The sequence below is a fragment of the Citrobacter sp. wls718 genome, from assembly GCF_005280945.1.
In the GTDB taxonomy this organism is placed as follows: domain Bacteria; phylum Pseudomonadota; class Gammaproteobacteria; order Enterobacterales; family Enterobacteriaceae; genus Citrobacter; species Citrobacter gillenii.
In genome coordinates, this window is sequence record NZ_SZWV01000068.1 from 79,322 (window position 1) to 93,564 (window position 14,243).

At 52.7% G+C, this 14,243-nt stretch carries 14 protein-coding genes; 7 read left to right on the forward strand and 7 right to left on the reverse strand.

What is annotated here, in order from left to right:
- The 5 genes from FDW95_RS23825 to modE all read right to left on the reverse strand — a co-directional run.
- Window positions 1–411 (reverse strand): galactokinase family protein (locus FDW95_RS23825; protein ID WP_283202155.1); only part of this gene is annotated, 411 nt, incomplete at its 3' end.
- Between the two features lie 3 nt (window positions 412–414).
- On the reverse strand, window positions 415–1,461 hold the full coding sequence (gene galT, locus FDW95_RS13050) for a galactose-1-phosphate uridylyltransferase (protein ID WP_115259025.1): 1,047 nt from the start codon (window positions 1,459–1,461) through the stop codon (window positions 415–417).
- A gap of 9 nt (window positions 1,462–1,470) precedes the next feature.
- Entirely contained in the window at window positions 1,471–2,487 is a 1,017-nt protein-coding gene (gene galE / locus FDW95_RS13055) for a UDP-glucose 4-epimerase GalE (RefSeq protein ID WP_096757802.1), read from the reverse strand.
- 618 nt (window positions 2,488–3,105) lie between these two features.
- Window positions 3,106–4,578: a molybdate ABC transporter ATP-binding protein ModF gene (gene modF / locus FDW95_RS13065; RefSeq protein ID WP_115259023.1), complete on the reverse strand. Its 1,473-nt coding sequence runs from the start codon at window positions 4,576–4,578 to the stop codon at window positions 3,106–3,108.
- Between the two features lie 67 nt (window positions 4,579–4,645).
- Window positions 4,646–5,434 (reverse strand): molybdenum-dependent transcriptional regulator, encoded by a 789-nt coding sequence (modE, locus tag FDW95_RS13070; protein WP_096757798.1) that lies wholly within the window; start codon window positions 5,432–5,434, stop codon window positions 4,646–4,648.
- A gap of 129 nt (window positions 5,435–5,563) precedes the next feature.
- On the opposite strand from modE, the gene FDW95_RS13075 reads away from it, so the two are divergent.
- The 4 genes from FDW95_RS13075 (at window position 5,564) to modC (ending at window position 8,436) form a co-directional block, all read left to right on the forward strand.
- Window positions 5,564–5,713, forward strand: coding sequence for an AcrZ family multidrug efflux pump-associated protein (locus FDW95_RS13075; RefSeq protein WP_085047482.1), 150 nt, complete (start codon window positions 5,564–5,566; stop codon window positions 5,711–5,713).
- Window positions 5,714–5,912: 199 nt separating this feature from the next.
- Entirely contained in the window at window positions 5,913–6,686 is a 774-nt protein-coding gene (gene modA / locus FDW95_RS13080) for a molybdate ABC transporter substrate-binding protein (RefSeq protein WP_115259022.1), read from the forward strand.
- A complete protein-coding gene (modB, locus tag FDW95_RS13085; protein ID WP_115259021.1) occupies window positions 6,686–7,375 on the forward strand; it encodes a molybdate ABC transporter permease subunit in 690 nt (229 codons plus the stop codon). Before modA ends, modB begins: the two co-directional genes overlap by 1 nt.
- Before the next feature lie 2 nt (window positions 7,376–7,377).
- Window positions 7,378–8,436, forward strand: coding sequence for a molybdenum ABC transporter ATP-binding protein ModC (gene modC / locus FDW95_RS13090; protein WP_115259020.1), 1,059 nt, complete (start codon window positions 7,378–7,380; stop codon window positions 8,434–8,436).
- Here the strand turns inward: modC and FDW95_RS13095 are convergent, their stop codons facing one another.
- Complete coding sequence (locus tag FDW95_RS13095) at window positions 8,437–9,255, reverse strand: pyridoxal phosphatase (RefSeq protein ID WP_115259019.1); 819 nt, start codon at window positions 9,253–9,255, stop codon at window positions 8,437–8,439.
- A gap of 167 nt (window positions 9,256–9,422) precedes the next feature.
- Here FDW95_RS13095 and pgl point away from each other — a divergent pair, with 167 nt between their 5' ends.
- The gene (gene pgl / locus FDW95_RS13100) at window positions 9,423–10,418 is read left to right on the forward strand and encodes a 6-phosphogluconolactonase (protein WP_115259018.1); all 996 of its coding nucleotides are present in this window, start codon (window positions 9,423–9,425) and stop codon (window positions 10,416–10,418) included.
- 65 nt (window positions 10,419–10,483) lie between these two features.
- Here the strand turns inward: pgl and FDW95_RS13105 are convergent, their stop codons facing one another.
- Complete coding sequence (locus FDW95_RS13105) at window positions 10,484–11,428, reverse strand: LysR family transcriptional regulator (protein ID WP_115259017.1); 945 nt, start codon at window positions 11,426–11,428, stop codon at window positions 10,484–10,486.
- Between the two features lie 179 nt (window positions 11,429–11,607).
- Between FDW95_RS13105 and FDW95_RS13110 the strand changes: the two genes are divergently transcribed.
- On the forward strand, window positions 11,608–12,663 hold the full coding sequence (locus FDW95_RS13110; RefSeq protein WP_115259016.1) for a 4-oxalomesaconate tautomerase: 1,056 nt from the start codon (window positions 11,608–11,610) through the stop codon (window positions 12,661–12,663).
- An 80-nt stretch (window positions 12,664–12,743) separates the two neighbouring features.
- Complete coding sequence (locus FDW95_RS13115) at window positions 12,744–14,177, forward strand: anion permease (RefSeq protein ID WP_115259015.1); 1,434 nt, start codon at window positions 12,744–12,746, stop codon at window positions 14,175–14,177.
- Window positions 14,178–14,243: the final 66 nt, after the last annotated feature.

A 14,243-nucleotide genomic window follows, 5' to 3' on the forward strand; every position in this document is an offset into this window, starting at 1 on the left:
GACCGCCACTTCCAGCGACGCTGAGGAGCTTAAGCCAGCGCCCTGCGGTACATTGCCGCTGATCACCAGATCGGCACCGCCAAAGGCGCTATTACGCTTTTGCAGGTGTTTTACCACGCCGCGGACATAGTTCGACCACTGCTGGCTGTCATGGGCGATAATCGGCGCGTCGAGAGAAAACTCATCAACCTGATTCTCGTAGTCAGCGGCAATCACGCGCACGATGCGATCGTCACGCGTCGCACAGCTGATCACTGTTTGGTAGTCGATGGCGCAAGGCAGAACGAAGCCGTCGTTATAGTCGGTATGTTCGCCAATCAGGTTGACGCGACCGGGCGCCTGAATCGTATGGGTGGCAGGGTAGCCAAATGTTTCAGCAAACAGAGATTGTGTTTTTTCTTTCAGACTCATTTTTTAAACTCCGGATTCGCGAAAATGGATGTCACTGACCGCACGCAAACGCTCGGCGGCTTGTTCTGCCGTCAGGTCGCGCTGGGTTTCCGCCAGCATTTCATAACCGACCATAAATTTACGCACGGTCGCGGAACGCAGCAGGGGCGGATAAAAATGCGCGTGCAGCTGCCAGTGTTGATTCTCTTCGCCATTAAACGGTGCGCCGTGCCAGCCCATGGAATAAGGGAAAGAACACTGGAACAGATTGTCGTAACGGCTGGTCAGTTTCTTCAGCGCCAGCGCCAGGTCGGCACGCTGCGCGTCGGTTAAATCAGTAATACGCAGCACATGTGCTTTAGGCAGTAGCAGCGTTTCAAACGGCCATGCCGCCCAGTAAGGCACGACCGCCAGCCAGTGCTCGGTTTCCACCACCGTGCGGCTGCCGTCTGCCTGTTCACGCTGGACGTAATCGACCAGCATCGGTTTGCCTTGCTCAGAGAAATAGTCTTTTTGCAGGCGGTCTTCACGCTCTGCTTCATTGGGCAGGAAGCTGTTGGCCCAAATCTGACCGTGCGGATGTGGATTCGAGCACCCCATCGCTGCGCCTTTATTTTCAAACACTTGTACCCAGGGATAGGTTTTCCCCAGATCGGCCGTTTGCATCTGCCACGTTTTCACAATCTCCGTCAGCGCAGGCACGCTGAGTTCCGGCAGCGTTTTGCTGTGATCGGGTGAGAAGCAAATGACACGGCTGGTTCCACGTGCGCTCTGACAGCGCATCAACGGATCGTGACTGTCCGGTGCGTCCGGGGTGTCGGACATCAGCGCGGCAAAATCATTAGTAAAGACGTAGGTGCCGGTGTAATCCGGGTTTTTATCACCGGTTACGCGCGTGTTACCTGCACACAGGAAGCAGTCCGGGTCATGTGCAGGGAGAACCTGCTTAGACGGTGTCTCCTGCGCCCCTTGCCAGGGGCGTTTGGCGCGATGTGGTGAGACGAGGATCCACTGCCCGGTAAGCGGGTTAAAGCGGCGGTGTGGATGATCGACAGGATTGAATTGCGTCATGACGTGTCCTTAATCCGAATATCCTTGCGGATGGCGTGACTGCCAGTGCCAGGTGTCTTGTGCCATTTCGTCCAGCGTGCGGGTTACGCGCCAGTTTAATTCGCGATCGGCTTTGCTGGCATCTGCCCAGTAGGCGGGAAGATCGCCGTCACGACGCGGTGCAAAATGGTAGTTAATCGGTTTACCACAGGCTTTGCTGAAGGCGTTGACCACGTCCAGTACGCTGCTGCCGACGCCCGCGCCGAGGTTATAAATATGCACACCTTGTTTACCCGCCAGTTTTTCCATAGCGACAACGTGCCCGTCGGCGAGATCCATCACGTGGATGTAATCGCGAACGCCGGTACCATCTTCGGTAGGGTAGTCGTTGCCAAATACCGCAAGCGACTCGCGGCGGCCAACGGCAACTTGAGCAATGTAAGGCATCAGGTTGTTGGGAATGCCCTGCGGATCTTCGCCCATGTCGCCTGACGGATGTGCGCCAACCGGGTTGAAGTAGCGCAGCAGCGCGATGCTCCACTCTGGCTGGGCTTTTTGCAGATCGGTCAGGATCTGCTCGACCATCAATTTACTTTTGCCGTACGGGCTTTGCGGGGTTCCGGTTGGGAAGCTTTCAACGTAAGGAATTTGCGGCTGATCGCCATAGACTGTGGCTGAGGAGCTGAAGATGAAGTTCTTGACGTTGGCGGCGCGCATCGCGTTTACCAGACGCAGGGTACCGTTGACGTTGTTGTCGTAGTATTCCAGCGGTTTGGCAACAGACTCACCCACGGCCTTCAGACCGGCAAAGTGAATGACCGTATCAATGGCGTGATCGTGGAGAATTTCGGTGATCAGCGCTTCGTTGCGGATATCCCCTTCAATGAAGGTCGGATGCTTCGTGCCTAAACGCTCGATAACGGGCAGTACGCTGCGCTTACTGTTGCAGAGGTTATCAAGGATCACTACGTCGTGACCGTTTTTCAGTAACTGCACGCACGTGTGGCTTCCGATGTAACCGCTACCACCTGTAACCAATACTCTCATAATTCGCTCCGTTAAGCCTATGGTATGGAATGATCCTAGCATAACAAAGATGCGAAAAGTGTGACATGGAATAAATTAGTGGAATCGTTTACATTTCAGTGTTTTCACCGTTTAGCGTCTTTTTTTTAATTGTAAATCATAGGGTTTGTTCACGACTGCGCCATTTATCCGAAAAAGCAGGTAAAAAAATGGGCGTCCAATGCGTACAGCACGTCAGTTAGACATGTATGGAAAATGTATTAGCCCGGAGCAGGATGTCGCTTCAGCGCTCTGACTTTCAGTCAAATTAATTTCTCTGTTCAGGTAAGTTCAAATAACAACACCGGTGGTTAGGTGTGGGCTGGTCCGGCTGAAAATTGCCGACGTGTTTCCGTAAGGCCGGGAGAACCCGCAGGGATGTGGGTTCAGGGCGCGTTTTGCATGGATGCTACCTCGCGCCCGGCCCGGTAGCCTGGAGGAATAAGCGGAGGGGATTGCGAAGCAACAATTTTCCTGCCGGGAGCCGGGATTGTAAAGGGCGTGGCGGAGAACGCCCTTTACCCGTTCACGGGTAGTGTGGCATCGGAGAAGCTATATACATGAGGTGAACGGAACAGCTTGCCTGAAATAACATGTTTATTATTCCAGGGACGTTTGTCGATAGCCATAGATCTCGCCGTCAGGCACAAACTCCAGTCGATGCGTAATACAGGCTGGCGCATCCTCGGCGTGGTGAGAAACGAACAGCAACTGGGTATCACCTTCGCCGATCAGCACATCAACAAAACGGCGGATCAACTGGCGATTCAGCGGATCCAGCCCCTGCAAGGGTTCATCGAGGATTAACAGAGTAGGGTGCTTAACCAGCGCGCGAACAATCAGCGCCAGTCGCTGCTGACCCCAGGAAAGGCTGTGAAACGGCGCGTCGGCAGTACGCTTATCGATGCCCAGAATGTCTAACCACTGCTGTACCAGCTTACGCTGCCGGTCAGAAACCGCCTGGTAGATACCGATCGAATCAAAATAGCCGGAGAGGATCACGTTGCGTACCGTGGTACTGACGCGGTACTCGAAGTGCAGGCTGCTGCTGACATAGCCAATGTGTTTTTTAATATCCCAGATGGTTTCACCGCTGCCGCGACGACGACCAAACAGCGTCAGCGCGTTGCTGTAACCCTGTGGGTGATCGCCGGTGATTAAGCTGAGCAGGGTGGATTTCCCCGCGCCATTTGGGCCGACAATTTGCCAGTGTTCGCCTGGATTCACCTGCCAGCTCAAGTGATGCAGAATAGGGCGATCGTTATACGAGACCACGCCATCGTTGAGCACAATACGCGGCTCGTGATCGGCCAACGTACGGCGAACAGAGGGTTCATCGGGTTCGGGTAATGTAATCCCGGCCAGTTGTTCGCTATGCGCAAGCTGGGCTATCAATGCCTGTTGCAGTAAACCGGCTTTCTCGCCGGTTTCAGTCAGGGTGCAATCCGCGAGGACGCCAGCAAACTGCACGAATTCTGGAATCTCATCAAAGCGGTTGAGGACCAGCACCAGCGTAATACCTGCCTGATGCAACGTGGCGAGCAAATCCGCTAACTGATGACGTGACGCAACGTCCAGTCCGTCAAACGGTTCATCCAGGATCAGCAATTCCGGTTCCGACATCAGCGCCTGACAAAGCAGGGTTTTACGTGTTTCGCCGGTAGAGAGGTATTTGAAACGCCTGTCGAGCAGATGCGTAATGCCAAACTGCTGCGCCAGCGCTTTGCATCGCGCTGGATTTTTGATTTCATCGAGAATGATTTCTGCCGTCGTGCGTCCGGTGTCGTCTTCGCCGGGGCTGAGGAGATCGGTGTTATTACGCAGCCATTCGTCGCTGACCAGTTGTTGCAACTGCTCAAAGGAGAGTCGGGTGATACGCGTGAACTGACAGCGGCGCTCGCCTTTTAACGGCGGCAATTCCCCCGCCAGCGCACGCGCTAACGCGGATTTCCCACTGCCGTTAGAACCGACAAACGCCCAGCTATCCCCCGCGTTCAACGTCAACGTATTCAACTGGAGCGTTTTTGTGTCGCTCAGACGAAACGTGCCTTGCGAAATTTGCAACGATGACATTTTATATCCCATGTTTTGCAGCAATGAACAACAGGGATACGTGTTCTGCGAGCCGATGTCAATCGACTCAACACAACGTGGCAATAATCACTCTGTCGGCGTTGAAATACGCGGTGACGTTAGCGCCTTCTTGCAGCGTCGCGGCGTCTTCCGACGGAACCGTGGCGCACAGCGTCTGGCCATCGGGCAGCGCCATTAACACTTCGCACTGTTCGGCGCCGCGCTCAATATGGCTGATGGTCCCCTGTAGTTGGTTATCAGCCGCCTGGGCGATAGCGTCGTCCTGGGTGATCCCCACCCATGGCGCCTTCAGCAGGACCAGCACTTCTTTACCCTCATCCAGCCCTAAACGTTCGCCACTTTGCGCCGTCAACGCGACTTTCAGCCGCGTTTCGCCATCGGCCAGCAGGACATCAACATGCTGCTGAACCTGAGAGTGGTCGCGTGCGGTAATGGTGCCAAACCACTGGTTACGGGCGCTGGTTTGCAGTGAAAAACGGGAGATGGCTGCCAGCAAACTGTTCAGCGGCAGGGCGTCGTCGTCGCTCAGGACATCAAACGCTTTCTGCTGAATTTGTGCCAGCAAATCGTAAAGTTGGATTAGGCGCTGGCCATAGCGGGTTAATACCGCGCCGCCGCCGCCTTTGCCGCCGGTGGCGCGCTCTACCAGCGTTTGCTCACTGAGCTGGTTCATCTCATTGATGGCATCCCAGGCGCTTTTATAACTGATGCCCGCATCCTTCGCGCCCTGACTAATAGAGCCGGAAAGCGCAATGTGCTTAAGCAGCGAAATGCGGCGGGGATCGGCAAACAGCTTTTGCTGAAGTTTCAGGGTAAGAAGGATTTCGGCCTGCATATCAAGCTCCTGGCAAAAGGGATATTGTGACGGAAAACCGGGCGCGCGCAAAGTCGACCGCACAAAAGGGGAGTGCAATTCTGCGTTATGGGGTTAAAATACAGCTAAGGACTATATCTGGAGTTGATCATGTTAGAGTTATTGAAAAGTCTGGTATTCGCCGTAATCATGGTTCCTGTGGTGATGGCCATCATTCTGGGGCTGATTTACGGACTGGGTGAAGTGTTCAACATTTTCTCCGGTATCGGTCAGAAAGATCAGTCCAAACAGAACCATTGATTCCCCAAACGCCCGCTCAGTCGGGCGTTTATATTTCTCGCCTCCCAGCTCGCTTTCTGTACCTATAGTTTCTCAAGATCCTGCTTTTCCTGCCGATAATTTCTTTATATAACCTTTGATGGGTACGAATAACCACTGGGAAAATCCTGAATTAATCGTTATATTGCTGCGTACATAACGAAGCTCAAAGGAGTTACAGATGGCACGTACATGGTTACGCTTGTTTGCAGGGGCAACACTCTCTCTTTCTGTTGCCGGGCATGCATTGGCGGATGAAGGCAAAATTACGGTGTTCGCCGCGGCGTCGCTGACGAATGCGATACAGGACATTGCAGCCCAGTATAAAAAAGAGAAGAACGTGGACGTCGTCTCCTCTTTTGCCTCGTCTTCTACGCTGGCGCGCCAGATTGAAGCCGGTGCGCCCGCCGATCTGTTTATTTCTGCCGACCAGAAATGGATGGATTATGCGGTAGACAAAAAGTCTATCGACACCGCATCGCGTAAAACGCTGCTTGGTAACAGCCTGGTGGTCGTGGCGCCAAAAGTGAGCGAGCAGAAAGCGTTTGCCATCGACAGAAAAACCAACTGGACCAACCTGTTGAACGGCGGGCGTCTGGCGGTCGGTGACCCGGAACATGTTCCGGCGGGCATTTATGCCAAAGAAGCGCTGCAAAAACTGGGCGCATGGGATACTCTGGCGCCGAAACTGGCCCCAGCTGAAGACGTACGCGGCGCACTGGCGCTGGTCGAACGTAACGAAGCGCCGCTGGGGATTGTTTACGGTTCCGATGCCGTCGCCAGCAAAGGCGTCAAAGTGGTCGCCACGTTCCCGGAAGATTCACACAAAAAAGTCGAATACCCTATCGCGATTGTTGATGGGCATTCTAACGCCACGGTCAGCGCGTTCTATGATTACCTGAAAGGACCGCAGGCTGCTGAAATCTTTAAACGTTATGGATTTACGACCAAGTAATGATACTCAGCGATCCTGAATGGCAGGCCGTTATACTGAGCCTGAAAGTTTCTTCCCTGGCCGTGCTGTTCAGCCTGCCGTTTGGGATCTTCTTTGCCTGGCTGCTGGTGCGCTGCACGTTTCCAGGTAAAGCTCTGCTCGACAGCGTGCTGCACTTGCCACTGGTACTGCCACCGGTGGTGGTCGGTTATCTGCTGTTAGTGGCCATGGGGCGACGCGGATTTATCGGCGAGCGGCTGTACGACTGGTTTGGTATTACGTTTGCCTTCAGCTGGCGCGGCGCGGTGCTGGCGGCGGCGGTGATGTCTTTCCCGCTGATGGTGAGGGCCATCCGTCTGGCGCTTGAAGGCGTGGACGTCAAGCTGGAACAGGCCGCCCGTACGCTGGGGGCCGGTCGCTGGCGCGTATTCCTGACCATCACCTTGCCGCTGATGCTACCGGGCATTATTGTCGGCACGGTGCTGGCATTTGCCCGCTCGCTCGGCGAGTTCGGCGCGACGATCACCTTCGTTTCCAATATTCCTGGCGAAACCCGCACTATCCCTTCGGCGATGTACACCCTGATCCAGACTCCTGGCGGTGAAAGCGCGGCGGCGAGACTTTGCCTGATTTCTATTGTGCTGGCGTTAATTTCGCTACTGATTTCTGAGTGGCTGGCGCGCATCAGCCGCGAACGGACGGGGCGATAATCATGCTGGAACTGAATTTCACCCAGACGTTAGGCTCGCACTGTCTGACGCTCAACGAAACGTTACCCGCCACTGGCATTACCGCGATTTTTGGCGTGTCCGGGGCGGGCAAAACCTCGCTGATTAACGCCATTAGCGGACTGACGAAGCCGCAGTCCGGGCGCATTGTGCTCAACGGTCGGGTGTTGAACGATGTAGAAAATGGCATCTGCTTAACCCCTGAAAAACGCCGGGTCGGCTACGTTTTTCAGGATGCGCGCCTGTTCCCGCATTATAAAGTGCGCGGTAACCTGCGCTACGGCATGGCGAAAAGCATGGCCGGGCAGTTTGATAAGCTGGTGACGTTGTTAGGGATTGAACCGCTACTCGAGCGCCTGCCTGGTAGCCTTTCCGGCGGTGAAAAACAGCGCGTGGCCATTGGTCGGGCGCTGCTGACCGCGCCTGAGTTGCTGCTGCTTGACGAGCCGCTGGCGTCACTGGATATTCCGCGTAAGCGTGAACTGCTACCCTACCTGCAACGCCTGGCGCGCGAAATCAACATCCCGATGCTGTATGTCAGCCATTCGCTGGATGAGATTTTACATCTGGCCGATAAAGTGATGGTGCTGGAGAACGGCCAAGTAAAAGCGTTTGGCTCGCTGGAGGATGTCTGGGGCAGCAGCGTGATGCACCCCTGGCTACCGAAAGAACAGCAAAGCAGCATCCTCAAAGTCAGCGTGCTGGAACATCATCCGCATTATTCAATGACCGCGCTGGCGCTGGGCGATCAGCATCTGTGGGTTAATAAACTGGAGCAGCCGCTGCAAACCGCGCTGCGTATTCGTATTCAGGCCTCGGATGTATCACTGGTATTACAACCGCCGCAGCAGACCAGTATTCGCAACGTGTTGCGCGCCAAGGTCGCGCAGTGCTATGACGACAACGGGCAGGTGGAAGTGCAGCTTGAGGTCGGCGGTAAAACGCTGTGGGCGAGGATCAGCCCGTGGGCCAGGGATGAACTGGGCATCAAACCTGGCCTGTGGCTGTACGCGCAAATTAAGAGCGTGTCGATAACCGCCTGATTACAGCAGGTGAGAATAAATAAATTTGGCGATGCTGTCGGTGGTGTTGTCACCAATCACGATATTGGCGCGGGCCTTGACCGCGTCATCTGCATTACCCATCGCCACGCCGGTGCCTGCGGCTTCCAGCATACTGATATCGTTAAAGTTGTCGCCAAAGGCGATGACATTCTCCATTGACCCCCCCTGTGCTTCAATCCACTGGGTCAGGCGTTTTCCTTTGCTGTTGCCTTTGCGGGCCACGTCGACCTGATCGTGCCATGACCATTCGCACTCCAGCCCCAGCTGTTGCTCAACGTGCTTGCCAAACTGCTGCAGCTTAGGAATATCTTCGTCGGTAAGGGCAAATTTCCAGACGGCGTTAACGTCCTGTGCGGCCTGCGCCAGTGAGGGGACCTGGGTAAAGGTGGGACGCTGCTCCGGCGGCAGGGTTTGCGCCCAGTTTGCGGTACGTACCACATGCCCGGTCGGGCGCTCATACAGCATGGCATCGTCTACATACATCAGACCGTGGATCTGATGTGCCTCCAGCAGATCGATCAGTTGCAGTGCCTGATCAACGGGAAGGGGATCGGATTGCAGAACCTTTTTTGCCTGATAATCATACAAGTAAGTGCCATTACAGCAAATTGCAGGTGTATCCAGCGCCAGTGCCTGATAAAAAGGATGAATAGCAACGTGATGGCGACCTGTGACAATGATAAGTTGGTAGCCGGCTTCTCTGGCGCGCGAGAGCGCTTCGAGAGAAGAGGGCAGTAAGGTTTTTTTCGGGGTCAGCAACGTACCGTCTAAATCCAGGGCAATCACGCGAGTGGTCATCAGTTATTCCAGATTAAGGTTGAGAATTGTGTCTTTTGGGCATGGTACACCGAGTCGGCAACCGGACAAAATTCTGAGTCTTAATTAAGCATTCACCGTTAAAAGCGTCTACCTTAGGCGTGTGTCAGGCAATTGCAGCCACTTGCCAAAAAGTAAAAGGAGCATTCATGAAGCAAACCGTTTATACCGCCAGCCCTGAAAGTCAGCAGATCCACGTCTGGAGCCTGAACCACGACGGTTCACTGACGCTGACGCAGGTGGTTGATGTACCGGGTCAGGTGCAGCCGATGGTCGTCAGCCCGGATAAGCGCTATCTGTATGTTGGCGTGCGTCCTGAGTTTCGCGTGCTGGCCTACCGTATTGCGCCGGATGACGGTGCGCTGACCTTTGCCGCAGAATCTGCGCTGCCGGGCAGCCCGACGCATATTTCGACCGATCATCAAGGTCGTTTTGTGTTTGTCGGATCGTACAACGCAGGCAGCGTGAGCGTGACGCGTCTGGAGGATGGCCTACCGGTTGAGCTGGTGGACGTAGTAGAAGGTATGGACGGGTGCCACTCGGCCAATATCTCTCCGGATAACCGCACGCTGTGGGTTCCCGCACTGAAGCAGGATCGTATCTGTCTATTTGGCCTCAGTGATGATGGCAAGCTGATCGCACAGGATCCGGCGGAGGTGACGACCGTAGAGGGCGCGGGACCGCGTCATATGGCGTTCCATCCGAATCATCAGTACGCCTATTGCGTCAATGAGCTGAACAGTTCGGTTGATGTCTGGGAACTGAACGATCCGCACGGCAAAATTGAGTGCGTACAAACGCTGGATATGATGCCAGCTGATTTCTCCGACACCCGCTGGGCGGCAGATATTCATATCACGCCTGATGGTCGTCATCTGTATGCCTGTGACCGTACCGCCAGCCTGATTACGGTGTTTAGCGTGTCAGAAGATGGCAGTGTGCTGACCAAAGAGGGCTTCCAGCCTACCGAAACCCAGCCGCGTGGTTTTAATATCGACAGCCGCGGAAAATACCTGATTGCCGCCGGGCAGAAATCGCACCACATTGCGGTGTATGACATTGCGGGTGAGCAGGGACTGCTGACCGAGAAAGGTCGCTATGCGGTTGGACAAGGCCCGATGTGGGTCGTGATCAACGCATACTAAGACTTTATGCCAAATGGCCTACGATAAGCACACGCTTCGTAGGCCTGATAAGGCATTAGCCGCCATCAGGCACTCTGTTTCCCCTGGAGATCGGAAATCGGTCGCCACAAGTTGTCCTTCTCTTCGGCCCACAGATTTAACAGCAGAGAAAAAAAGCGTTCAGCGGGAGGAGAGAGCACCGCATCTTTACGCCGAATAACGCCTAACGTGCGCCTAATCACGGGCTCAACCAGCGGGATGCCGATCAGCGTTGGATGCGACGTGTGCGGCATGGCCAACCCTGGCAACGCGGAAACCCCCAGCCCAGCCTCCACCAGGCCAAGCGAGGTGGATAAATGGCGAACCTCGTAAAACCAATCCAGCTTCCACGGTTTATCTGCCAGGTGTTGCTCAATCAGCAATCGGTTACCGCTCGACGAACGCACGCCTATTAATTTGCAATTCACCAGTTCTTGCCATTCGACCAGCTGTTTATGGGCGAGCGGATGATCGCGCCGACATGCCAGAACAAAGGGTTCGTTAACCAGCGGGGTGAATTCAATGGAAGAATTTGTGATGTTGTTCATGTTTATGCCAAAATCAGCCTCGTTGCAAAGTACGGATTCCATACAATTATTCGTACCTTGTTCAATAATTCGCACCTTAATATTGGGATATAGCTCATTAAATTTGCCGATCGCCAACGGTAAAAAATAGAAAACGGCGGTAGGGATACAGGATAACGTCACCATCCCGTGATAGTGTGTATTCATTTTGCTGATATTAAAGATTGTTTCATCTAGGGTTCTAATTAATTCACGGGCCTCTGGTAATAACAACTGGCCTGCTTTTGTTAATGTGACTTTGCGGGTTGTTCTCTCAAATAGTTGAGTGTGTAAATACTCTTCCATTTTCTTTATTCTACGTGTTAATGCAGGTTGCGTAATATTAAGTAACTTAGCCGCATTGTTAAAGGAATTGGACTCTGCCAGCGTGACAAATGCTTTCATGCTCGATAATTCATGTTTCATTCCGACTCCAGACAAGGTTAAGGGACGTTCTGTCCTGATAGAGCGACCAGTTTACCTGCCAATGTTAATCTTGAATTAATAAAAAAAAGTCACTAATCACGACAACAAAGTCATTAGCCAGCGTATTTCACGCATGTAATCCTGTCTTTAATATGAATAATATAGTTGAGGACATTGGCGTGAAAAAAATACCTTGCGTTATGATGCGTGGAGGAACCTCCAGAGGCGCATTTTTATTAGCAGAACATCTACCACAAGAGAAAACGCAGCGTGATGATGTATTGATTAAAATTATGGGTTCCGGGAATGCGCTGGAAATCGACGGTATTGGTGGGGGTAATCCGCTAACCAGTAAAGTGGCGATTATCAGCCGTTCAACCGACCCACAGGCAGATATTGATTATTTATTTGCTCAGGTTTTGGTGCATGAACAACGTGTCGATACCACGCCAAACTGCGGCAATATGCTTTCCGCCGTCGGGGGATTCGCCATCGAAAATGGGCTGATTGCCGCCACAGCGCCGACGACGCGCGTACGGATTCGCAATATAAACACCAATACATTTATTGAAGCCGATGTGCAGACGCCGCAAGGTGTTGTTGAATATGAAGGCCCGGTAAAAATAGACGGCGTACCGGGTACGTCAGCGCCTGTGGCACTCACGTTCCTGAATGCTGCGGGATCCAAAACAGGACGTATTTTCCCAACGGGGAACCATCGTGATTATTTTGATACCGTTCCGGTGACCTGTATAGATATGGCGACACCGGTGGTGATTATTCCCGCTGAATATCTGGGCAAAACCGGTTATGAATCACCGGAAGAACTGGATGCTGACTCAGAATTATTAGCACGCATGGAATCTATTCGCTGTCAGGCAGGGCTGGCTATGGGGTTAGGGGATGTTTCCAATATGGTCATTCCTAAACCTATCCTTATTTCAGCGCCGCAGCAGAGTGGTGCAATTACTGTGCGCTATTTTATGCCTCACGCTTGCCATAAAGCGCTGGCGATCACTGGCGCTATTGCCATTGCCAGCAGTTGCGTGATTGCTGGGACGGTAACTCAGCAGGTAGCACCGGGGGTAGGGTATGGAAATATCAGCATTGAACACCCCGGTGGCTCACTGGATATTTATTTGAGTAATGAAAGTGATGATGCTACGGCTATTCGCGCCTCGGTGATTCGCACCGCCCGGAAAATATTTTCTGGTGAGGTTTACCTTCCCGCATAACGTTAATTAAAACGGTTATGCATCACGGATACTGGATTTATTTCGCGAGATTGCCTGTACGTATAAATCAGGAATACCACATGAATGTGAAATCATTATGGAAGCTAATCGTTATATTGGCGATCCCCTGTATTATTGGCATTATTCCTGCGCCAGCAGGATTAACGGAACTGGCCTGGGTTCTTTTCGGTATTTATCTTGCCGCTATTGTCGGGTTGGTGATCAAACCTTTTCCTGAGCCGGTAGTGTTGTTGATTGCCGTCGCGGCATCAATGGTCGTGGTCGGTAATTTAGGTCACGGCGTACTAAAAACCAGCAGCGTTCTCAGCGGTTATGCGTCAGGCACCACGTGGCTGGTTTTCTCTGCATTTACGCTAAGTGCCGCGTTTGTGACTACCGGTCTGGGCAAGCGCATTGCCTATATTTTGATCGGCAAAATCGGGAATACCACACTGGGGCTAGGCTACGTCACTGTTTTTCTGGACCTGGTTTTGGCGCCAGCAACACCATCTAACACCGCGCGAGCGGGAGGGATTGTGCTGCCAATCATCAATAGCGTGGCGGTGGCATTGGGGTCTGAACCAGACAGAAGCCCACGCCGTGTTGGCCATTACCTGATGATGACGGTCTATATGGTCACCAAAACCACCAGCTATATGTTTTTTACCGCCATGGCAGGCAACATCCTGGCATTGAAAATGATTAACGATATCTGTCACCTGCAGTTAAGTTGGGGCGGATGGGCGCTGGCGGCGAGTTTACCTAGTATTGTGATGTTGCTCCTGACTCCATTAGTTATCTACTTTATGTATCCGCCTGAAATTACCAAAGTGGATAACAAAACCATCGCCAAAGCCGGGCTCCAGGAACTGGGGCCGATGAAAGGGCGAGAAAAAATGCTGTTGGGCATTTTTGTTCTTGCACTATTAGGGTGGATCTTCAGTAAAAGCCTCGGCGTTGATGAATCAACGGTGGCCATTGTAGTGATGGGCGCGATGCTCCTCTTGGGCGTAGTGACCTGGGATGATGTGGTAAAAAATAAAGGGGGCTGGAATACCTTAATTTGGTACGGCGGAATTATTGGCCTGAGTTCTTTATTATCGAAAGTGAAGTTTTTTGACTGGTTAGCTGAACTGTTCAAAAATAACCTCTCTTTTGACAATCATAGCAATGTAGCCTTCTTCGTTATTTTGTTCCTGAGTATTATTGTCCGCTATTTCTTCGCTTCCGGTAGCGCTTATATTGTGGCGATGATGCCCGTCTTTGCCATGTTAGCGAATGTCTCTGGTGCACCACTGATGTTAACGGCTCTGGCATTACTGTTCTCTAACTCATATGGCGGAATGGTAACCCATTATGGCGGCGCGGCGGGTCCGGTTATTTTCGGTGTGGGCTATAACGACATTAAATCGTGGTGGCTGGTTGGCGGCATGCTGACATTCTTAACTTTTATTGTGCATATCACCCTGGGCGTATGGTGGTGGAGCATGTTGATTGACTGGAATATGTTGTAAATAACACGTCAATCTTCAGCCTATTAAATTTATTGATTAACAATGCCTTTGTGCACGGTATTTGTG